Annotated in this window: 20 protein-coding genes; 5 read left to right on the top strand and 15 right to left on the bottom strand. The window is 70.9% G+C overall.

The genetic code is table 11. From position 1 onward, the window contains the following. Window positions 1–104: 104 nt before the first annotated feature. On the bottom strand, window positions 105–1,670 hold the full coding sequence (locus ACIQJT_RS18845; protein WP_402644709.1) for an MDR family MFS transporter: 1,566 nt from the start codon (window positions 1,668–1,670) through the stop codon (window positions 105–107). Window positions 1,671–1,812: 142 nt separating this feature from the next. On the opposite strand from ACIQJT_RS18845, the gene ACIQJT_RS18840 reads away from it, so the two are divergent. Then, complete coding sequence (locus ACIQJT_RS18840; RefSeq protein ID WP_402644707.1) at window positions 1,813–2,409, top strand: TetR/AcrR family transcriptional regulator; 597 nt, start codon at window positions 1,813–1,815, stop codon at window positions 2,407–2,409. Between the two features lie 6 nt (window positions 2,410–2,415). Here the strand turns inward: ACIQJT_RS18840 and ACIQJT_RS18835 are convergent, their stop codons facing one another. After that, window positions 2,416–2,964, bottom strand: coding sequence for a M23 family metallopeptidase (locus ACIQJT_RS18835; RefSeq protein ID WP_365461233.1), 549 nt, complete (start codon window positions 2,962–2,964; stop codon window positions 2,416–2,418). A 369-nt stretch (window positions 2,965–3,333) separates the two neighbouring features. On the opposite strand from ACIQJT_RS18835, the gene ACIQJT_RS18830 reads away from it, so the two are divergent. After that, window positions 3,334–3,975 (top strand): HAD family acid phosphatase, encoded by a 642-nt coding sequence (locus ACIQJT_RS18830; protein WP_402644705.1) that lies wholly within the window; start codon window positions 3,334–3,336, stop codon window positions 3,973–3,975. 214 nt (window positions 3,976–4,189) lie between these two features. Here the strand turns inward: ACIQJT_RS18830 and ACIQJT_RS18825 are convergent, their stop codons facing one another. Continuing rightward, window positions 4,190–6,715 carry an ATP-dependent Clp protease ATP-binding subunit gene (locus ACIQJT_RS18825; RefSeq protein ID WP_053851123.1) on the bottom strand — a complete coding sequence of 842 codons (2,526 nt, stop codon included), beginning with the start codon at window positions 6,713–6,715 and terminating at the stop codon, window positions 4,190–4,192. Between the two features lie 430 nt (window positions 6,716–7,145). On the opposite strand from ACIQJT_RS18825, the gene ACIQJT_RS18820 reads away from it, so the two are divergent. Then, window positions 7,146–8,021: an SCO3374 family protein gene (locus tag ACIQJT_RS18820; protein WP_402644703.1), complete on the top strand. Its 876-nt coding sequence runs from the start codon at window positions 7,146–7,148 to the stop codon at window positions 8,019–8,021. Here the strand turns inward: ACIQJT_RS18820 and ACIQJT_RS18815 are convergent. From ACIQJT_RS18815 to ACIQJT_RS18770, 10 genes are all read right to left on the bottom strand, one after another. After that, window positions 8,000–8,335, bottom strand: a complete 336-nt coding sequence (locus tag ACIQJT_RS18815) for an Lsr2 family protein (protein WP_031044473.1) — start codon at window positions 8,333–8,335, stop codon at window positions 8,000–8,002. The two genes, ACIQJT_RS18820 and ACIQJT_RS18815, sit on opposite strands and share 22 nt — an antisense overlap. Window positions 8,336–8,565: 230 nt before the next feature. After that, a complete protein-coding gene (locus tag ACIQJT_RS18810; RefSeq protein ID WP_053851121.1) occupies window positions 8,566–9,114 on the bottom strand; it encodes an amino-acid N-acetyltransferase in 549 nt (182 codons plus the stop codon). A 9-nt stretch (window positions 9,115–9,123) separates the two neighbouring features. Next, window positions 9,124–9,516: a BlaI/MecI/CopY family transcriptional regulator gene (locus ACIQJT_RS18805; RefSeq protein WP_365461172.1), complete on the bottom strand. Its 393-nt coding sequence runs from the start codon at window positions 9,514–9,516 to the stop codon at window positions 9,124–9,126. A gap of 149 nt (window positions 9,517–9,665) precedes the next feature. Next, entirely contained in the window at window positions 9,666–9,830 is a 165-nt protein-coding gene (locus tag ACIQJT_RS18800) for a hypothetical protein (RefSeq protein ID WP_037717523.1), read from the bottom strand. 58 nt (window positions 9,831–9,888) lie between these two features. After that, entirely contained in the window at window positions 9,889–10,581 is a 693-nt protein-coding gene (locus ACIQJT_RS18795) for a hypothetical protein (protein ID WP_365461231.1), read from the bottom strand. A gap of 130 nt (window positions 10,582–10,711) precedes the next feature. Further along, window positions 10,712–11,509, bottom strand: a complete 798-nt coding sequence (locus ACIQJT_RS18790) for a type III pantothenate kinase (RefSeq protein WP_365461170.1) — start codon at window positions 11,507–11,509, stop codon at window positions 10,712–10,714. 5 nt (window positions 11,510–11,514) lie between these two features. Then, complete coding sequence (nadC, locus tag ACIQJT_RS18785; RefSeq protein ID WP_402644698.1) at window positions 11,515–12,501, bottom strand: carboxylating nicotinate-nucleotide diphosphorylase; 987 nt, start codon at window positions 12,499–12,501, stop codon at window positions 11,515–11,517. A gap of 5 nt (window positions 12,502–12,506) precedes the next feature. After that, window positions 12,507–14,216, bottom strand: a complete 1,710-nt coding sequence (locus ACIQJT_RS18780; RefSeq protein ID WP_402644696.1) for an L-aspartate oxidase — start codon at window positions 14,214–14,216, stop codon at window positions 12,507–12,509. After that, the gene (gene panC, locus ACIQJT_RS18775; protein ID WP_402644693.1) at window positions 14,213–15,205 is read right to left on the bottom strand and encodes a pantoate--beta-alanine ligase; all 993 of its coding nucleotides are present in this window, start codon (window positions 15,203–15,205) and stop codon (window positions 14,213–14,215) included. Before panC ends, ACIQJT_RS18780 begins: the two co-directional genes overlap by 4 nt. Next, complete coding sequence (locus ACIQJT_RS18770; protein ID WP_365461162.1) at window positions 15,202–16,131, bottom strand: DUF2520 domain-containing protein; 930 nt, start codon at window positions 16,129–16,131, stop codon at window positions 15,202–15,204. Before ACIQJT_RS18770 ends, panC begins: the two co-directional genes overlap by 4 nt. Before the next feature lie 171 nt (window positions 16,132–16,302). Here ACIQJT_RS18770 and ACIQJT_RS18765 point away from each other — a divergent pair, with 171 nt between their 5' ends. Then, window positions 16,303–17,550, top strand: coding sequence for a threonine aldolase family protein (locus tag ACIQJT_RS18765; RefSeq protein ID WP_402644691.1), 1,248 nt, complete (start codon window positions 16,303–16,305; stop codon window positions 17,548–17,550). A 6-nt stretch (window positions 17,551–17,556) separates the two neighbouring features. On the opposite strand, the gene ACIQJT_RS18760 is transcribed toward ACIQJT_RS18765, so the two are convergent. Continuing rightward, on the bottom strand, window positions 17,557–17,784 hold the full coding sequence (locus tag ACIQJT_RS18760; protein ID WP_402644689.1) for a hypothetical protein: 228 nt from the start codon (window positions 17,782–17,784) through the stop codon (window positions 17,557–17,559). Between the two features lie 98 nt (window positions 17,785–17,882). Between ACIQJT_RS18760 and ACIQJT_RS18755 the strand changes: the two genes are divergently transcribed. Continuing rightward, on the top strand, window positions 17,883–18,989 hold the full coding sequence (locus tag ACIQJT_RS18755; protein WP_402644686.1) for a DUF5937 family protein: 1,107 nt from the start codon (window positions 17,883–17,885) through the stop codon (window positions 18,987–18,989). A gap of 40 nt (window positions 18,990–19,029) precedes the next feature. Here ACIQJT_RS18755 and ACIQJT_RS18750 read toward each other — a convergent pair whose 3' ends face one another. Next, window positions 19,030–19,701, bottom strand: coding sequence for a response regulator transcription factor (locus tag ACIQJT_RS18750; RefSeq protein WP_053846701.1), 672 nt, complete (start codon window positions 19,699–19,701; stop codon window positions 19,030–19,032). Window positions 19,702–19,716: the final 15 nt, after the last annotated feature.

Genomic DNA, 19,716 nt, shown 5'->3' with positions numbered 1-19,716 from the left:
CGATGGTGACACGCGCCACTGACATCGCCCTCGTGCGCGCACGAAGAAGGCCCCCCGGGGCGGACACCGTCCGGGGGGCCTTCGGTTCGGGGTTCAGGGGCGGGTCAGACCTCGACCAGCGGGGCCGGCGCCGCGTCCTCCGCCGCCTTCTGGGGTCCCGCTCCCTTCAGCGGCACCTCCTTGACGAACACCGCCGCCACCAGCGAGACCACGGCGACGATCGAGCCGAGCAGGAACGCCGAGTGCGTGCCCGCCGACACCGCGAACTGGTACGCCTCGCGCACCGCGTCCGGCAGCTTCTCCAGGCTCTTCGCGTCCAACTGGGCGGACTGCTCGGTCACCTTGGAGCCCAGCGTGCCGCCCCGCTCGGCCATGGTGTCCTGGACGCGGTGGTTGAACAGCGCACCCATGATGGCGACACCGAAGGAGGAGCCGAGGGTACGGAACAGGGTGGTGGAGGAGGACGCGACGCCCATGTCCTTCATCTCGACGCTGTTCTGCGCGACCAGCATGGTGATCTGCATCAGGCAGCCCATGCCGAGACCGACGACGGCCATGAAGACACCCGAGGTGAACCGCGAGGTCCCGGTGTCCATGGTCGACAGCAGGTACAGCCCGATCACCATCAGGACGCTGCCGAGGACCGGGAAGACGTAGTAGCGCCCGCTGTTGGTGGTGATCCGGCCCGCGACCATCGAGGTCACCAGCATCGCGCCGAGCATCGGCAGGAGCAGCAGCCCGGAGTTGGTGGCGGAGGCGCCCTGCACGGACTGCTGGTACAGCGGCAGGAAGAGGGTGGCGCCGAACATCACGAAGCCGGTGATGAAGCCGATGACCGACATCAGCGTGAAGTTGCGGCTGCGGAAGATGTGCAGCGGTACGACCGGCTCGGCCGCCTTGGTCTGCCAGAACACGAACCCGACGAGCGCGGCGACACCGATGCCGATCAGCTCCATGATCCGCGCGGAGCTCCAGGCGTACTCCGTGCCGCCCCAGGTGGTCACCAGCACGATGGCGGTGATGCCGACGGTCAGCAGGGCGGCGCCCAGGTAGTCGATACGGGCCTGTGCGCGCTTCTTCGGCAGGTGCAGCACCGCGCTGATCAGGGCGAGCGAGACGACACCGAGCGGCAGGTTGATGTAGAAGGACCAGCGCCAGCCCCAGTTGTCGGTGATGGTGCCGCCGACCAGCGGACCGCCGATCATCGCGAGCGCCATGACGCCGGCCATCATGCCCTGGTACTTGCCGCGCTCCCGGGGCGGGATCAGGTCGCCGATGATCGCCATGACACCGACCATCAGACCGCCGGCGCCGAGACCCTGCACGGCCCGGAAGCCGATGAGCTGGCCCATGTCCTGGGCCATGCCGCTGAGCGCGGAGCCGACCAGGAAGAGCACGATCGAGCTCATGAAGACGCCCTTGCGGCCGTACATGTCGCCGAGCTTGCCCCAGAGCGGGGTCGCGGCGGCGGTGGCCAGCGTGTAGGCCGTCACGACCCACGACAGGTGCTCGAGTCCGCCGAGCTCGCCGACGATCGTCGGCATCGCGGTGCCCACGATCATGTTGTCGAGCATCGCGAGCATCATGGTGATCATCAGCGCGAGCAGGACGACCCGCACGCTGCGCTGTTTCTTGTCCGGCTCCGTCTCGACCGTCTGTGTGTCCGCCATCGTTCCCACTCCCCTGAGGTCCTGCGGTACTGCCTCGCCGGGGCACTTACTTGCCGCCCGGCTAGTTGTCTACACTGGGGAAGGTAGACGCGTAACTAGCCGGGCGTCAAGTAAGTTTTATGGAAAGCCGAGGAGCACGAGGATGGGCGGCACCATGGACGTCACGAAGCAGCAGCGCCGCGGCAACACACGCCAGCGAATCCAGGACGTGGCCCTCGAACTTTTCGCGGAGCAGGGGTACGAGAAGACGTCACTGCGGGAGATCGCCGAGCACCTGGACGTCACCAAGGCGGCGCTCTACTACCACTTCAAGACCAAGGAAGAGATCCTCGTCAGCATCTTCGACGATCTGACGCAGCCGATCCTCGACCTCATCGAGTGGGGCCGCAAGCAGCCTCACACGCTGGAGACGAAGCAGGAGATCGTACGGCGCTACAGCGAGACCCTGACGGGTGCGACACCGCTGTTCCGCTTCATGCAGGAGAACCAGGCGACGGTCCGTGAACTGCGCGTCGGCGAGACCTTCAAGGAGCGCATGCAGGGGCTGCGCGAGATCATCGTCGACCCCGAGGCGGACCTGACCGACCAGGTCCGCTGCGTCAGCGCGCTCTTCACCCTGCACGCCGGGATGTTCTTCCTCCAGGACATCACCGCGGACCCGGAGGCCAAGCGCCAGGCGGTCCTGGAGGTCGCGACGGACCTGATCACGCAGGCCCATCGGGGCGGCTCGGGCGCCTGACCCCGGTCAGACCTTCACACCCTTGGCCCGCAGGAACGCGACCGGGTCGATGGCCGAGCCGTAGTTGGCGGTCGTGCGGATCTCGAAGTGCAGGTGCGGGCCGCTGGAGTTGCCGGTGTTGCCGGACAGGGCGATGCGCTGGCCGGTCTTGACGACCTGGCCGACCTTGACCTTGATCCGGGAGAGGTGGGCGTACTGCGAGTACGTCCGGTTGCCGTGCTTGATCACGATGGCGTTGCCGTAGGCGGCACCGTCACCGGCACCCCCCGGACCCGCCTTGACGACGGTCCCGCCGTGCGCGGCGACGACGGTCGTGCCGCTCGGCACGGCGAAGTCCTGCCCGCTGTGGGTGGACTGCCACATGCCACCGGCCTGCGCGTAGCTCGCGCTGAGCGTGTACTTCTTGACCGGGTCGACCCAGGAGGCCGAGGAGGACGCGGCCGAGGCGACTCCGGCCCCCAGCACAGCCGTGGCCCCGACGGACGCGGCCATGACGGCCACACGGGTGCGGAGCAGGGACGTACGGGAGGAGCGGTGGGAGACGCGCTGGAACATTCGGAACCTCATGAAGCAGGGGACAGGAGAAACCACCCGGCACATGAAGACGACCGGATGGCGCATCCCTTGGTAACCCCAGTGGCCGAACAGGCCCAAATGGCCCATCTACGACGGAATGTAGTAATGGGCCGAGAAGGTACGTACGCCAGGTAAGGCACGCTCGGTAAATTTGTTCACTATTCCCGCTAGTAATGGACAAATCACCTGTGCGGCAAGTCACCGGCGACCCAAAAGCAAAAGTCCCGTCATGTGACGCACGTCTCTGGCCACTTACCAGCCAGTAACCCTACGGTTCCCCTCGCGCCACCCTCGCCCCCGAACATGCACCAGACAACGGCATACGGACGTGAGAGGACCCCCACGCATATGAGAAACCGACGCCCCTGGGCGCGCCGCACAGCCGTAAGCACCGTCTCCGCCGCCGCACTGGTCGCCCTGGCCGTTCCCGCCGAGGCCGCGACGACCACCGTGAGCACCGCGAGCAGCTCCACGACCGCCTCGGCCGCCGCCGCGGACGTCGACTACGCCACCTGGCAGTCCGACTGCCAGGCCGTGATGAACCAGGCCCTCCCCTACCTGAAGACGCGCATCGCCGCCCCCGGGCCCGGCGAGAAGCAGGCGATCGTCCTCGACATCGACAACACGACCCTGGAGACCGACTTCGGCTTCAGCTACCCCCAGCCGGCCAACAAGCCCGTCCTCGAGGTCGCGAAGTACGCCCAGGAGCACGGTGTTTCCCTGTTCTTCGTGACCGCCCGCCCCGGCATCATCGCCTCGGTGACCGACTACAACCTCAAGCACGTCGGCTACCAGGTCAACGGCCTCTACGTCCGCGGCTTCGTCGACCTGTTCAAGAACGTCGCCACCTACAAGACCGCCCAGCGCGTCGACATCGAGAACAAGGGCTACACGATCATCGCGAACATCGGCAACAGCGCCACCGACCTGTCGGGCGGCCACGCCGAGAAGACCTTCAAACTGCCGGACTACGACGGCCAGTTGTCCTGAACCACTCGACTCCGGGGCCGGTGCCTTCGGGTACCGGCCCTTCGCGTTCCGACGGCACAGGAGGCCCCCGGAGGCCCTGCGGGCCCCTCGGACTCCTGGAGGTCGTGCCGCCGGCCGTGGACAAGGAGAAGCCGTACGCCCGGCAGGTGGTGGAGCAACGCTGAAGGGGCCGGCACCCGAAGGCACCGGCCCCTTCAACGCGTCGCCCTGAGGCTTACGCCTCCTTGCTCAGGTTCGGCCCGGCACCGCCGGCCGCCTGCTCGATCGGCGGGACGTCGGGCAGCGCCGACTTCTCCTCGCCGCGGAAGGTGAAGGTCTGGGTCTCGCCCTCGCCCTCCGTGTCGACGACCACGATGTGGCCGGGACGCAGCTCGCCGAAGAGGATCTTCTCCGACAGCGTGTCCTCGACCTCGCGCTGGATGGTGCGACGCAGCGGACGCGCACCCAGCACCGGGTCGTAACCCTTCTTGGACAGCAGCTCCTTGGCGGACTGGGAGAGCTCGATGCCCATGTCCCGGTCCTTGAGGCGCTCGTCCACCTTGCCCACCATCAGGTCGACGATCTTGAGGATGTCGTCCTGGGTGAGCTGCGGGAAGACGACCACGTCGTCGACGCGGTTGAGGAACTCGGGCCGGAAGTGCTGCTTGAGCTCGTCCGAGACCTTGTTCTTCATGCGCTCGTAGTTGGTCTTCTTGTCACCCGAGGCCGCGAAGCCCAGGTTGAAGCCCTTGGAGATGTCCCGGGTGCCGAGGTTGGTCGTCATGATGATGACCGTGTTCTTGAAGTCCACGACCCGGCCCTGGGAGTCGGTCAGGCGACCGTCCTCCAGGATCTGCAGCAGCGAGTTGAAGATGTCCGGGTGGGCCTTCTCGACCTCGTCGAAGAGGACGACGGAGAACGGCTTGCGGCGGACCTTCTCGGTGAGCTGGCCGCCCTCTTCGTAGCCCACGTATCCGGGGGGCGAACCGAAGAGCCGCGAGACCGTGTGCTTCTCGCTGAACTCCGACATGTCGAGGGAGATCAGCGCGTCCTCGTCACCGAAGAGGAACTCGGCGAGCGCCTTGGACAGCTCGGTCTTACCGACACCGGACGGGCCGGCGAAGATGAACGAACCACCGGGACGCTTCGGGTCCTTGAGGCCCGCACGCGTACGACGGATCGCCTTCGACAGCGCCTTGACGGCGTCGACCTGGCCGATGACCCGCTTGTGGAGCTCGTCCTCCATGCGCAGCAGACGCGAGGACTCCTCCTCGGTCAGCTTGAAGACCGGGATGCCGGTGGCGGTCGCGAGGACCTCGGCGATCAGCTCGCCGTCGACCTCGGCGACGACGTCCATGTCGCCGGCCTTCCACTCCTTCTCCCGCTTGGCCTTGGCGGCCAGGAGCTGCTTCTCCTTGTCGCGGAGGGAGGCGGCCTTCTCGAAGTCCTGCGAGTCGATCGCGGACTCCTTGTCCCGGCGGACACCGGCGATCTTCTCGTCGAACTCGCGGAGGTCCGGCGGCGCGGTCATCCGGCGGATGCGCATCCGGGAACCGGCCTCGTCGATCAGGTCGATCGCCTTGTCCGGCAGGAAGCGGTCCGAGATGTACCGGTCGGCCAGGGTCGCGGCCTGGACGAGGGCCTCGTCCGTGATGGAGACACGGTGGTGGGCCTCGTAGCGGTCGCGCAGACCCTTGAGGATCTCGATCGTGTGCGGGAGCGAGGGCTCGGCGACCTGGATGGGCTGGAAGCGGCGCTCGAGGGCCGCGTCCTTCTCCAGGTGCTTGCGGTACTCGTCCAGCGTGGTGGCGCCGATGGTCTGGAGCTCACCGCGGGCCAGCATCGGCTTCAGGATCGAAGCGGCGTCGATGGCGCCCTCGGCGGCACCCGCACCGACCAGCGTGTGCAGCTCGTCGATGAACAGGATGATGTCGCCGCGGGTGCGGATCTCCTTGAGGACCTTCTTCAGGCGCTCCTCGAAGTCACCGCGGTAGCGGGAGCCGGCGACCAGCGCGCCGAGGTCCAGGGTGTAGAGGTGCTTGTCCTTGAGGGTCTCGGGCACCTCGCCCTTGACGATGGCCTGGGCGAGGCCCTCGACGACGGCGGTCTTGCCGACGCCGGGCTCACCGATCAGCACCGGGTTGTTCTTGGTACGGCGGGACAGCACCTGCATGACCCGCTCGATCTCCTTCTCGCGCCCGATGACCGGGTCGAGCTTGGACTCACGAGCGGCCTGGGTGAGGTTCCGGCCGAACTGGTCGAGGACCAGGGACGTCGAGGGGGTGCCCTCGGCAGGCCCGCCGGCGGTGGCGGTCTCCTTGCCCTGGTAACCGGAGAGCAGCTGGATGACCTGCTGCCGCACCCGGTTGAGATCTGCGCCCAGCTTGACCAGGACCTGGGCGGCGACGCCCTCGCCCTCACGGATCAGGCCGAGCAGGATGTGCTCCGTGCCGATGTAGTTGTGGCCCAGCTGAAGGGCCTCGCGGAGCGACAGCTCCAGGACCTTCTTGGCACGGGGGGTGAAGGGGATGTGCCCGGACGGGGCCTGCTGCCCCTGCCCGATGATCTCCTCCACCTGCTGGCGGACCGCCTCGAGCGAAATCCCGAGGCTCTCAAGGGCCTTGGCGGCGACACCCTCACCCTCGTGGATCAGGCCCAGGAGGATGTGCTCGGTGCCGATGTAGTTGTGGTTGAGCATCCGGGCTTCTTCCTGAGCCAGGACGACAACCCGCCGCGCGCGGTCGGTGAACCTCTCGAACATCGTTAATCGCTCCTCAGAGCGGTCAGGCAGTGGGGGGAACTTCCCCTCCCTGTCCTTCCGCAGCTTAGTCCCGCAAGCGGGGACCGCTCATTCCAACTGCCGACACCGTCGATGGCCTCCTGACCCCGAACGCCGACATCTGCTCCAACCCGATGGTGCGAGACGATGTTCCCGCAGGCCAGGCAGTTACCCCAGTCGCCAGTACGCCGATGGCGAACGTGAGACGTCCTTTCCTGCGTGTCGCCCCCTCCCACTAGGGATGTCTTACCCGCTCCGACCGACACTCCATGCCGTACGCCCCCCGTCCCTCCGCTACGGGCGAACAACCTTGTGCCACCCCGCACCTCCGCACGCCCCCTCCTCAAACACTCTTCGCACACGTCGGCGCACCCAGCGTAACTCTCGCGCCCTTCCGGCGGTTGCACTCGGCATGGTTGCCGGCCACCTCCCTCGCACCTCGGAACGCACCGCGGTCCCGCTCCCCCGGCGGCCGCCCGACCGGGCCGCCGCCGGCGACGATCAGGTCCGCCGCTGGTACGAGAACGAACTGGGCTGGCCCACGGTGCCCGCGAGCACCCCCGAATCTCCCGTACGTCTGCGGGTGGGCCCGCGCTTCGACGTCCTGGACGTCCCGGCCGAGGCGGGCCGCGCGGCCCTGCGCCACCTCGCCGGGGCGTCTCCGGTGGCGCTGCGGGGCGACCGCGTGCGGCTCCTGGTGGCGGCGGGCAGCGCGGAGGAGCTGCCCGGAATCCTGGAGTGGCTGGAGTGGGGCTCGCTCCCGCTGGACCTGCGGGCGATCGGCGCGGACGGCTCCATGACGGCACCGGCACTCCCCGGGGCGGTGCCGGGCGGGCCCGCGGGCGCAGCGTGGGGCCGGATGCCGGGTGGCCTCGCCGGGGCGACGCGGCAGCCTGGCACGGGCGCGTGGCGCTCGCCCAGGGCGGAGACGACCGGGCTCACCGGAGCGGCACCGGGCCGGGTGCCGGCCGGATCTGCGGGCCGGTCAGCCGCGCCGGGGACGGGCGGCCCCGTCGCGGCGGCGCCTCCCGGAGGGGAGCATGCGGCTCCCGGCGCCCTGCAGGGGGCCGCCGTGTGGCTGCGGCCCCCCGAGCCTGGGTGCGAGGTCGAGGCCTCGCTGCCGACGGTGTCGGCACTGGGGGGCGGTGGGGGCGCCCCCGATCTCGTACGCGTCGTGAACACGGTGGCGACGCACTGCCACCGGCTGCGGCTGCGGGGCGCTCGGGCACAGGCCTTCGCGGACCCCGGCCTTCGTGCACCTCTCGATCAGGCGTTGGCCTTCTCGTAAGCCTCGCGAATGCTCGCCGGAACACGGCCGCGGTCATTGACCTCGTAACCGTTCTCCTTGGCCCAGGCACGGATCTGAGCGGTGTCCTGGCTGCCACCGGAAGCGGCCCGCGTCTTTCCGCGCCCGCCCGAAGCACGGCCTCCGGTGCGGCGACCGCCCTTCACGTAGGGCTCGAGAAGGCCACGAAGCTTGTCCGCATTGGCGGTCGTGAGATCGATCTCGTACGTCTTGCCGTCCAACGCGAACGTGACGGTCTCGTCCGCCTCGCCGCCGTCGATGTCGTCGACAAGAAGGACCTGAACCTTCTGTGCCACCGGATTTCCTTTCATCCAATACTTGAGGGCCGGGGGTCTGCGGCGTCCGCCGTTTCGCCGTCCCCTGTTATATGCAGTACTGCAGTACGTCGGAAAGCAAACCGCTTTTGCTGGAAAAACACAAACCCCCGGGAGAGACCGACAGGGGCCTCCCCGTCCGGAAACATGCGCGTTTCGGACATAGGGAACCTGGGCACGGGCGGGCCCGGAAGCCCCGGAATCCTTGGCGATCACAGATGCAGAAGCATCCGGCTGTTGCCCAAGGTGTTCGGTTTCACTCGTTCGAGACCGAGGAACTCTGCCACGCCTTCGTCATAGGAACGCAGTAGCTCTGCGTAGACATCGGTGTCAACGGGTGTCTCACCGATCTCGACGAAGCCGTGCTTGCCGAAGAAGTCCACTTCGAAGGTGAGACAGAAAACGCGGCGAACACCGAGCCAGCGGGCCGTCTCCAACAACTTCTCCAGCAACTGATGCCCGACCCCGGCACCCTTCAGTCCGGGCTTCACGGCGAGAGTGCGTACTTCCGCGAGGTCTTCCCACATGACGTGCAGGGCGCCGAAGCCGACCAGCTCGGCGTTGTCGTCGCGCTCGGCGACCCAGAACTCCTGGATGTCCTCGTAAAGCGTCACCGTCGCTTTGTCGAGCAGGATGCGGTCGCGGACGTAGGAGTCGAGGAGCCGTCGGATGCCGGCGACATCGCTGGTGCGGGCCCGCCGGACGGTGATGGCTTTTGCGGTGACTTCGGGGTTCTCGGCGGAGGGGCTCTTCGCGGACATGAGCGGACGCTATCGCCCGCCGTCCCGCGTTGCCGAGTCGGGGTTCTCCACGGTCGGTCCCCCGACGATCCGTACGGCGTCCTGGAGTGCCTGTCGCTGTTCCTCGCTCATCATCCCGAAGAAGGCGACGAGAGCGGCGGCGGGGTTGTCACTCTGCGACCAGGCCTCGTTCATCAGTGCGGCGGCGTAGGCGGCCCGTGTGGAGACCGCCTCATATCGATAGGCCCGGCCTTCCGCCTCACGGCGCACCCAGCCCTTCTGATGGAGATTGTCCAAAACGGTCATCACCGTGGTGTACGCGATGGACCGTTCCTGCTGAAGGTCTTCCAGGACTTCTCGAACGGTGACCGGGCGGTTCCACTTCCACACCCGCGTCATGACCGCGTCTTCGAGTTCTCCCAATGGGCGAGGCACACCTCAGCACAATAGTGGGAGATCCGGCTATCGGCGTGACGGACGTGCTCTTTCGACGTCAAACAGCAACAAAAAGGGCGTACGACTCCGAAAGCACGGTGGCTCGGGGAGTCGTACGCCGACGGGGGAAGGGCCGGTCAGTCGGCCTGCTTGGTCGCCTCCGCGCGCGCGAGGGCGGCGTCGACGGCCGCGTCCTCCTTGGCCTTGTTGGCCCCGCCCTGGGTCTTCACGATGACCCGGATCACACCGATGAAGAACACGGCCATGACGACCGGGGGCACGAGCGCGGAGACGTAGTCCATGCCTCCAGGGTAGCCAGCCGCACCGGGACAACTCGGGCGGGGTGCGGCCGACCCGCGTTCAGCCCGCGGCGAGCTGCTGGGGCGGGTTCGCCGGCGGCGGGGCCGGCTTGCGGCGGGGGAAGACCTCACCCGGGGTGGGGATGGGCCGCGAGGGCTTCGGGGCCGCGGGAGCGGGCTTCTCCGCGGGCTTGGCCGGGGCCTTCTCCGGGCGCTTCGCCGGCTCCTTGGCGTCCTGCACCGCCGGACCGCCCCCGACGGCCCCGGACCACCCCTCGCCGAGTCCTCCGGTGCGGCCCCGGGCAAGCCCTCCGGGCAGCGCCAGGAGGCGTGTGCGGGACGCCGGGACCGCTGGCGCCGACTGGGTGTGCCGGGCGCCCGTGGCGGCCGCGAGGCGGGCTCTCACGTCCCGTTCGGCCAGCATCTGGCAGCGGATCAGCAGCGCCGCGGCGGCGGGGCTGCCGCGCAGGGCCCGGAGCGCGGCGAGATCGTCGGGCTCGGGCCGGTACCCGGCGCCCAGCGCCTCCTCCAGCAGCGTGAGGTAGCCGGCGGCGGTGCCGGGCAGTGCGGCGCGGTACCGGGCGAGGTCGGCCACCAGGAAGGCGCGCAGCCGGGCACCCTCACGCACCGCCTCGTCGAGGGACTCGGCGAGGCGGTGGCAGTCCTTGATGTCCTCGGCCGAGGCAGGGGCGGGGTGAAGGGCGAGGGCGAGAGCGCGGCGGAGCACACGCAGCTCCTCCACGCCGAACGCCATGCCGCCGCGGGATCCGTATGGCGTGGGCATGCGGCGACAGTACGCGCTAATCAGACAAATTTGACATAAGGGACGGGTGTGGCGTGACCGGGCCACCCCAATGCCGGTCCGGGCGTCCCGGCCCGGCAGGTCACATCCGCGAGACGTTCCGCTCGTACACCAGTCGCAGGCCCACCAGCGTCAGCCAGGGCTCGTGCTCGTCGATCACCGAGGACTCCCCGAGCACCATCGGCGCGAGCCCGCCGGTGGCGATCACCGTCACGTCCTCCGGGTCCTCCGCGAGTTCCCGGGCCATCCGGCTCACCACGCCGTCGACCTGCCCGGCGAACCCGTAGACGATCCCGGCCTGCATCGCCTCCACCGTGTTCTTGCCGATCACGCTCCGCGGCCGGGCCACCTCGATCTTCCGCAGTTGCGCCCCCTTCACGCCGAGCGCCTCCACGGAGATCTCGATACCGGGCGCGATGACCCCGCCGACGTACTCCCCGCGCGCGGACACCGCGTCGAACGTCGTCGCCGTGCCGAAGTCCACGACGATCGCGGGACCGCCGAAGAGCTCGACGGCCGCCACCGCGTTGATGATCCGGTCGGCGCCGACCTCCTTGGGGTTGTCGGTGAGGATCGGCACCCCCGTCTTCACTCCGGGCTCGACCAGCACGGCCGGCACGTCGCCGTAGTAGCGCCGCGTCACCTCGCGCAGCTCGTGCAGCACGGACGGCACGGTGGCGCAGATCGCGATGCCGTCGATGCCGTCGCCCAGTTCGTCCCCGAGGAGCGGGTGCATGCCCATCAGACCCTGGAGCAGTACGGCCAGCTCGTCCGCGGTCCGGCGCGCGTCCGTGGAGATGCGCCAGTGCTCGACGATGTCCTCGCCGTCGAACAGGCCGAGGACGGTGTGCGTGTTGCCTACGTCGATCGTGAGGAGCATCGCGACTACTCCGCCTCGCGCAGGTCGAGGCCGATGTCGAGGATCGGCGAGGAGTGGGTGAGGGCACCCACGGCGAGGTAGTCGACGCCGGTGTCGGCGTACGCGCGCGCGTTGTCCAGCGTCAGCCGCCCGGAGGCCTCCAGCGCGGCCCGTCCGTGCACGAGCGCGACCGCCTCCTCGCACTCGCCGGGGGTGAAGTTGTCCAGCAGGATCAGGTCGGCGCCCGCGTCCACGACCTCCCGCAACTGGTGCAGGGTGTCGACCTCGACCTCGATCGGCACGTCCGGGAAGGCCTCGCGGACGGCCTTGAACGCCTGGGCCACGCCACCTGCGGCGACCACGTGGTTGTCCTTGACCAGCGCCGCGTCGGACAGCGACATCCGGTGGTTGACCCCGCCCCCGCAGCGCACCGCGAACTTCTCCAGCGACCTGAGCCCCGGAGTGGTCTTCCGCGTGTCCCGCACGCGCGCGTCGGTGCCCTCCAGCGCGTCCGCCCACGCGCGCGTGGCGGTCGCGATGCCGGACAGCCGGCACAGCAGGTTCAGCGCGCTGCGCTCGGCGGTGAGCAGGTCACGCGTGCGTGTGGTGACCGACAGGAGCTTCTGCCCGGCCTCCACCCGGTCGCCGTCCTCGACGTGCCGCTCGACCTCGAACTCGTCCTCGCAGACCACCGAGACAACCACCTCGGCGACCCTGAGACCGGCCACGACGCCTGCCTCGCGCGCGACGAAGTCGGCGGTGGCGACGGCGTCCTCGGGGATGGTCGCGACGGTCGTCACGTCCACGCCGTGGGCGAGGTCCTCCTGGATGGCGACATTGGCGATGTCCTCGACCTCCACTGGGTCGAGCCCTGCGTCGGCCAGGAGCTGCGCGAGCGCGGGGTCGAGGCCGCACTCCAGGTACTCCTCGCCGGGACCGTCGGAGGCGGCGCCACAGGCGCAGCCGTCGCCGCAGCCGCCGGACGGGACGAGGGGAAGGTCGTCGGTGCTCACTGGTGTCACTGCTCCTGAGGGTGCTGCCGGGTCGGGGGGAAGTCTGCGGTATCGGTGGTGTGCACGGCGAGGGTCCGGTCCGGATTCAGCCGTACGACGATGTGGCGGCGCCATGCCGTGTCGTCCCGGTCGGGCTCGTCCTCGCGCCAGTGGCAGCCGCGCGTCTCCTCGCGCAGCAGGGCCGCGGCGACCAGGACGCGGGCCACGCACAGGAGGTTGGTGGCCTCCCAGGTGTCGACGCCGGGCTCGGCCGTCTTGCCGTTCTCGGTGAGTGCGTCGCGGGCGTCGGTGTGCAGTTGCTGGAGCAGGTCGGCGGCCTTGGTCAGGGACTCGGCGGAGCGCAGCACGCCCGCTCCCTGCGTCATGATCCGCTGGATCGCGAACCGGGCCTCGGGGCCGAGCAGCGGGTGGGCTGGCCGCTCGGGCTGTTCGACGGGGGCGGGCACGCGCGCGCGGAGGCCGTCGCGGCTCGCCGCGATGTCGGCCACGATGCGCTCGGCGTAGACCAGGCCCTCCAGCAGCGAGTTGGAGGCGAGCCGGTTCGCGCCGTGCACCCCGGTGCAGGCGACCTCGCCGCACGCGTACAGGCCCGGGACGGTCGTACGGCCCCGGGGGTCGGTGCGCACGCCGCCGGAGGCGTAGTGGGCGGCCGGGGCGATCGGGATGGGTTCGTGGACCGGGTCGATGCCGTGGGCGCGGCAGGCGGCGAGGATGGTCGGGAAGCGGTGCTCCCACATCTCGGCGCCGAAGTGCCGGGCGTCGAGGAACATGTGGTCGGCGTCCCGCTCCTGCATGCGGCGCGTGATGCCCTTGGCGACGATGTCGCGGGGCGCCAGCTCGGCCAGTTCGTGCCGGCCGACCATGAAGCGCACGCCGTCGGCGTCGACCAGGTGGGCGCCCTCGCCCCGCACGGCCTCGGAGACGAGCGGCTGCTGGCCCTCGGCGTCCGTGCCGAGGAACAGCACGGTGGGGTGGAACTGCACGAACTCCAGGTCGCTGACCTCGGCTCCGGCGCGCAGGGCGAGCGCCACGCCGTCGCCGGTCGACACGGACGGGTTGGTGGTCGCGGAGAACACCTGGCCCATGCCGCCGGTCGCGAGGACGACGGCGGGGGCGTGCACGGCGCCCACGCCGTCGTGCTGGCCCTCGCCCATGACGTGCAGGGTGACGCCCGCGGTCCGGCCCTCGGCGTCGGTGAGCAGGTCCAGCACGAGCGCGTTCTCGATCGTGCGCAGTCCCCGCGCGCGGACGGCCTCGACGAGCGCCCGGGAGATCTCGGCGCCGGTCGCGTCGCCGCCCGCGTGGGCGATCCGGCGCCGGTGGTGGCCGCCCTCGCGGGTGAGCTCCAGGTCGCCCGCCTCGGACTCGTCGAAGTGCGCGCCGGTCGCGATCAGGCGGCGTACGGCGTCGGGTCCCTCGGTGACGAGGATGCGCACGGCCTCCTCGTCGCACAGGCCCGCGCCCGCGACCAGGGTGTCGTCCAGGTGCTGCTCGGGGGTGTCGCCCTCGCCGAGGGCCGCGGCGATGCCGCCCTGCGCCCAGCGGGTGGAGCCGTCGTCGAGGCGGGCCTTGGTGACGACGACGGTCCTCAGGCCCTCGGCCTCGCAGCGCAGGGCCGCGGTGAGACCGGCGACGCCGGAGCCGACGACCACGACGTCCGCGTCGATGGACCACCCGGGCGCGGGTGCGTGCAGTCGTATGCCTGTGCTGGTCACGAGGCGGCTCCGAAGGTCAGCGGGATGTTGTCGATCAGCCGGGTCGTCCCCACCCGGGCGGCGACGGCGAGGACGGCCTCGCCGGTGAAGTCGTCCTCGATCTCGGTGAAGTCCGACGGGTCGACGAGGGCGAGGTAGTCGAGGACGAGCGGCGGGTCCAGGCGCGCGGCGTCGTCCAGGACGAGACGGGCGGCCGCGCGGACCGCCGAGGGGGCTCCCGGCAGGGCCTTCGCGACGGCGTGCGCGTCGGCGGCCGCACGGGACTCCCCGAGGGCGCTCAGGGCCTCGGCACGCGCGTGCGTGGCGGGCACCTCGCGGGCCCGGGCGCGCAGCGCCTCCTGTGCCGCGTGCCGGTCGCGGCCCGCGAACAGCGCGCCGGAGAGCGCGAGTGCCGTGCGCCGTTCCTTCGCCGACAGGTAGCGGTTGCGGCTGGAGAGGGCCAGGCCGTCGTCCTCGCGCACGGTGGGCACGCCGACGATCTCCACGCCGAAGTTCAGGTCGCGCACCATGCGGCGGATGAGCGCGAGCTGCTGGGCGTCCTTCTGGCCGTAGAGGGCGATGTCGGGGCGGGTGAGGTGGAGCAGCTTGGCGACGACGGTGAGCATGCCGTCGAAGTGGCCGGGGCGCGAGGCGCCCTCCAGGCGCTCCCCCATCGGGCCGGCGCTGATGCGCACCTGGGGCTCGCCGCCGGGGTAGACCTCGTCGACGGCGGGCGCGAAGACGGCGTCCGCGCCGGAGTCCTGGGCGATCTTGAGGTCGGCGTCCAGGGTGCGCGGGTAGCGGTCGAGGTCCTCGCCTGCGCCGAACTGGAGGGGGTTCACGAAGACGGTGACAACGACCTCGCCGTCCGGTCCGGCGATCTCGCGCGCGGTGCGGATCAGGGTGGCGTGGCCCTCGTGCAGGGCGCCCATGGTCATCACGACGGCCCGGCGGCCCGCACGCGTGCGTGCGTGCAGTTCGCCGGCGGTGCGCAGCAGGGTCGTGGTCATCGGGCGTCTCCCTCGGCGCCGTCGGTCCCGGTGGCGAGTACCCCGAGGAGGTCCTCGGCGAGTTCCGGCTTGAGCAGTCCGTGGGCGAGCGCCCGGTCGGCGGTCGCGCGGGCCATCGCCAGATAGCCGGAGACGGTCTGCGGGGCGTGCTTGCGCAGCTCCGTGACGTGCGCGGCGACGGTGCCGGCGTCCCCGCGCGCGACCGGGCCGGTGAGGGCCGCGTCGCCGGAGCGCAGGGCGTTGTCGAGGGCGGCGCCGAGCAGCGGGCCGAGCATCCGGTCGGGGGCCGTCACGCCGGCCGAGCGCAGCAGTTCCATGGCCTGGGCGACCAGGGTGACCAGGTGGTTGGCGCCGAGGGCGAGGGCCGCGTGGTACAGCGGGCGCTTCTCCTCGTCGATCCACTCGGGCTCGCCGCCCATCTCGATGACCAGGGCCTCGGCGGCCAGCCGCAGCTCATCGGGGGCGGTGACGCCGAACGAGCAGCCCGCGAGGCGCTGGACGTCCACGGGGGTGCCCGTGAAGGTCATCGCCGGGTGCAGGGCCAGCGGCAGGGCGCCCGCGCGCAGGGCGGGGTCCAGGACCCTCGCGCCGTACCGCCCGGAGGTGTGCACGAGGAGCTGGCCCGGCCGCACCGCACCGGTCTCGGCGAGGCCCTCGACGAGACCGGGCAGGGTGTCGTCGGGGACGGTCAGCAGCACCAGGTCGGCGCGCTGGAGGACGTCCGCGGGGGTGACCAGGGGGACGTCCGGGAGCATCAGCTCGGCGCGCCGCCGGGAGGCGTCGGAGACTCCGGAGACGGCGACCGGACGGTGTCCGGCCAACTGGAGGGACGCGGCGAGCGCCGGCCCGACCCGGCCGGCGCCGACGACGCCGACGGTGAGCCGCGCGGGGCGGTCCTTGCTGTCTGGCTGTTGGACTGTAGTCACGCGACGGCGGCCTTCCCGTTCCAGTCCGCATCTGGGTACCGGACGATTTCTCGTCATGTTAACGCGATCGGTTCCGGGGACGTCCGGTTGTCCACAGGCTGTGGGTTTCCGCGGGCCGGGTGTGCGGAAATGGGCGTGCCCGGGGCCGGGGGCGCACGAGATGATCCGCGCATGAGTGACACAGCGGAGCAAGGGGCCGGGCGGACGGCCGCCGGGGGACGACCGGAGCAGGTCACGCCGGAGGAGCCGGCGGAGCGCGGCACGGAGGAGGAACGGCTCCTGCGCCGCCGCGCGCGGCGCATCAGCGCCGGCCGGAGCGCGGAGCGCACGCTGGCCCGCCTGGACATGCTCGCACCCCTGCGCGAGCGCCTGGCACTGCTCGACGGGGCGGACACGCTCTACGACCTGGACGAGCCGGGCGACCTCTACGGCACCGGCGTCGTCGCGGCCCTGGAGGAGAAGGTCGCGGGTCTGCTCGGCAAGGAGGCCGCCGCCTTCTTCCCGACGGGCACGATGGCCCAGCAGGTGGCGCTGCGCTGCTGGGCGGGCCGCACCGGCAACCCCACCGTCGCCCTGCACGCCATGGCCCACCCCGAGGTGCACGAACGCGACGCCTTCCGGCAGGTCTCCGGCTTGCGCCCGGTCCATGTGACGAGCGAACCGCGGCAGCCCACGGCCGACGAGATACGCGGTTTCGAGGAGCCCTTCGGGGCGCTGATGCTGGAACTGCCCCTGAGGGACGCCGGTTACCTGCTGCCCACCTGGGAGGAGCTCACCGAGCTCGTGGAGGCGGCGCGCGAGCGGGACGCGGTCGTGCACTTCGACGGGGCACGCCTGTGGGAGACCACCGTCCACTTCGGCCGGTCGCTGCCCGAGATCGCGGACCTCGCGGACAGCGTCTACGTGTCGTTCTACAAGTCCCTCCAGGGCTTCGGCGGGGCCGCGCTGGCCGGACCGAGGAGCCTCATCGAGGAGGCGAAGACCTGGCGGCACCGGTACGGGGGCGCGGTCTTCCAGCAGTTCCCGACCGCCCTGTCGGCCCTCGCCGGACTGGAGCACGAGCTGCCCAGGCTGCCCGAGTACGTCACCCACGCGCGCGTGGTGGCCGCCGCGCTGCGCGAGGGGTTCGCCAGGGCGGGGCTGCCGTGGGCGCGGGTCCACCCCGGGGTGCCGCACACCTGCGACTTCCAGGTCTGGCTGCCGTACGGCGTCGACGAGTGCTCCGAGGCGGCGATCCGGCAGGCGGAGGAGACGGGCACGGCCCTGTTCGGCAACGCCTGGGACGAGAAGGGCCCGGGCCTGTCGATGACCGAGGTCTACGTCCGCGCCGCCGCCCTGGAGTGGACGGCGGCCGACGTGCGGGCGGCGGCCGCCGACTTCGCCGCCAGGCTGCGGGAGACCGGCAGCTCCGGCGCCTAAAGGGCGTCAGCCGGTGGGTCGGCAACCGGGGCCGGTCCGCCGTTGCGGCCATCGGCGCAGCGCGTGCCGTACCCGGCCTCGGGCGGGCCGTCCCGCGAGGGCCGCCAGGAAGCGCCGGTACTCGCGCAGTTCGCGCACGGCCCGCACGTCGTGGGTGCCGGGAGCGGGCGGCACGGGGGTGCCGAGGTGCCGGGCGCGGTAGGTGTCGACAAGGTGCTGCCGGGTGATGCTCATGGCCCCAGGCTGCGTCGCCGCGGCGGCCTCGTCGCGTCGATTGACGGCCCCTGTCAATCGAGGACGGCGTTGTCGGTGGCGGGGTGCAACATGAGGTCATGAGCGTGCGCATCGACATCGCGGGGCTGCGGCCGGAGAGGGTCGCCGTCGTGCCCTCGCCCCTGGCCGAGCTCGGCATGGCGCTGCACGCGCTGGCCGAACCGGGGCACCATCCGGGACTCCAGGCCTGGGTGACGGGCGTGACCGCGCGGCTCGACCCGCACCTCGCCGACCGGATGTGCGAGGCGGACTTCCTGTGGCGGACGACGTTCTCGGACCTGTTCATGCCGTTCGCCGGCGTCACGGGCCGGACCACGCTCCCCGGAGCCTGCATCGCCGAGGACCTGGACCTGCTCGACAAGCTGACGGACGAGCAGTTCGTGGACGCGGCCCTGGAGTTCACCTGCGCGCTGCCGTACTGCTCGCACGGCCCGAGCGTGCTCTCCGACAGCGCGCTGCACCGGCGTGCCCTGGAGCTGGCCGCCTCGCGCGGGCCGCGGCAGGTGCGGTTCGCCGAGCGGCTGCTGGCCGACCCGCCGCGGATCCGGGCCTGGTTCCGGCAGTTCGTGGAGGACTGCGACGAGGCGTTCTTCGCGGACACCTGGTCGCGGCTGCGCCACCAGCTCGCGGCGGACGCCCGCCACAAGACGGACCTGCTGCGCCGCAAGGGCCTCGCGGAGGCGCTGACCGCGGTGTCGCCCGCCGTCACGCTCGACGAGGCGGCGGGCCGCATCACCGTCGACAAGCTGGGCACCGGTCACAGCGCCACGGCCGAGGGCGGTCTGCTGCTGGTCCCGACGAGCCTGGGCTGGCCGCACCTGAGCGTGCTGCACCGGTACGGCTGGCAGCCCGCCCTGCACTACCCGGTCGGCTCCCCCGAGCTCGCCTCCCCGCCCTCGGTCGATCAGTTGGCCCTGCGGCTGGGCGCGCTCTCCCACCCGGTCCGGATGCGCCTGTGCCGGCATCTGGCCCGCAGCGCCTACACCACCAGCGAGCTCGCCCAGGTGCACGGCATGACCGCCCCGGAGATATCCCGGCACCTGGGCGTCCTCAAGAAGGCGGGCCTCATCACCACCCGCCGCCGCGGCCGGTACGTCCTGCACCAGCTCGACGTCACCGTGGTGGCACGGCTGGGCAGCGACTTCCTGGAAGGGATATTGAGGTAGCCCGGGGGCCCGGTCGGCGCGGCCCGTCCCGGGCCGTGTCTCAGCCCTGCCCGCCCGCGCGCACCAGCCCCGTCTCGTAGGCGAGGACCACCACCTGCACCCGGTCCCTGAGGCCCAGCTTGGTCAGGATGCGTCCGACGTGGGTCTTCACCGTCGCCTCGGACAGCACCAGCCGGGCCGCGATCTCGCCGTTGGACAGCCCCTGCGCGACCAGCACCATGACCTCGCGCTCACGGCCGGTGAGCCGCTCCAGCTCCGCGTGCTGGGGCTCCTTGCCGGTGGTGGGCAGCATGGGGGCGAACCGGTCGAGCAGGCGCCGCGTCGTGGAGGGGGCGACCACGGCGTCACCGCTGTGCACCGAGCGGATCGCGGTGAGCAGTTCGCCGGGGGGCACGTCCTTGAGCATGAAGCCGGAGGCGCCCGCCTTCAGCCCGGAGAAGGCGTACTCGTCGAGGTCGAAGGTGGTCAGGATCAGCACCTTCGGCGGGTCGGGCTCCGAGCAGATGCGGCGGGTGGTCTCCACGCCGTCGAGCTTCGGCATGCGGACGTCCATCAGGACCACGTCCACGGCGGTCGAGCGCAGCACCTGGAGGGCCTCCACGCCGTCCCCCGCCTCCGCGACGACCTCCATGTCCGGCTGGGCTGCGAGCACCATCCGGAACCCGGTGCGCAGCAGCACCTGGTCGTCGACGAGCATCACGCGGATCGTCATGGGGCCTCTTCCGTT

The organism is Streptomyces sp. NPDC091972 (assembly GCF_044756385.1).
Taxonomy (GTDB): domain Bacteria; phylum Actinomycetota; class Actinomycetes; order Streptomycetales; family Streptomycetaceae; genus Streptomyces.
The sequence above is the reverse complement of the archived record's forward strand: the minus strand, read 5'-3'. Positions and strand labels throughout refer to the sequence as shown.

Excerpts from the sequence above, each read along its gene's own strand:
- ACIQJT_RS18840 (WP_402644707.1), top strand. The coding sequence starts at position 1,813 with ATGGGCGGCACCATGGACGTCACGAAGCAGCAGCGCCGCGGCAACACA.
- ACIQJT_RS18845 (WP_402644709.1), bottom strand. The coding sequence starts at position 1,670 with ATGGCGGACACACAGACGGTCGAGACGGAGCCGGACAAGAAACAGCGC.
- ACIQJT_RS18830 (WP_402644705.1), top strand. The coding sequence starts at position 3,334 with ATGAGAAACCGACGCCCCTGGGCGCGCCGCACAGCCGTAAGCACCGTC.
- ACIQJT_RS18795 (WP_365461231.1), bottom strand. The coding sequence starts at position 10,581 with ATGGCGTTCGGCGTGGAGGAGCTGCGTGTGCTCCGCCGCGCTCTCGCC.
- ACIQJT_RS18800 (WP_037717523.1), bottom strand. The coding sequence starts at position 9,830 with ATGGACTACGTCTCCGCGCTCGTGCCCCCGGTCGTCATGGCCGTGTTC.
- ACIQJT_RS18820 (WP_402644703.1), top strand. The coding sequence starts at position 7,146 with ATGGTTGCCGGCCACCTCCCTCGCACCTCGGAACGCACCGCGGTCCCG.
- ACIQJT_RS18825 (WP_053851123.1), bottom strand. The coding sequence starts at position 6,715 with ATGTTCGAGAGGTTCACCGACCGCGCGCGGCGGGTTGTCGTCCTGGCT.
- ACIQJT_RS18755 (WP_402644686.1), top strand. The coding sequence starts at position 17,883 with ATGAGCGTGCGCATCGACATCGCGGGGCTGCGGCCGGAGAGGGTCGCC.
- ACIQJT_RS18790 (WP_365461170.1), bottom strand. The coding sequence starts at position 11,509 with ATGCTCCTCACGATCGACGTAGGCAACACGCACACCGTCCTCGGCCTG.
- ACIQJT_RS18750 (WP_053846701.1), bottom strand. The coding sequence starts at position 19,701 with ATGACGATCCGCGTGATGCTCGTCGACGACCAGGTGCTGCTGCGCACC.
- ACIQJT_RS18760 (WP_402644689.1), bottom strand. The coding sequence starts at position 17,784 with ATGAGCATCACCCGGCAGCACCTTGTCGACACCTACCGCGCCCGGCAC.
- ACIQJT_RS18765 (WP_402644691.1), top strand. The coding sequence starts at position 16,303 with ATGAGTGACACAGCGGAGCAAGGGGCCGGGCGGACGGCCGCCGGGGGA.
- ACIQJT_RS18835 (WP_365461233.1), bottom strand. The coding sequence starts at position 2,964 with ATGTTCCAGCGCGTCTCCCACCGCTCCTCCCGTACGTCCCTGCTCCGC.
- panC (WP_402644693.1), bottom strand. The coding sequence starts at position 15,205 with ATGACCACGACCCTGCTGCGCACCGCCGGCGAACTGCACGCACGCACG.
- ACIQJT_RS18810 (WP_053851121.1), bottom strand. The coding sequence starts at position 9,114 with ATGTCCGCGAAGAGCCCCTCCGCCGAGAACCCCGAAGTCACCGCAAAA.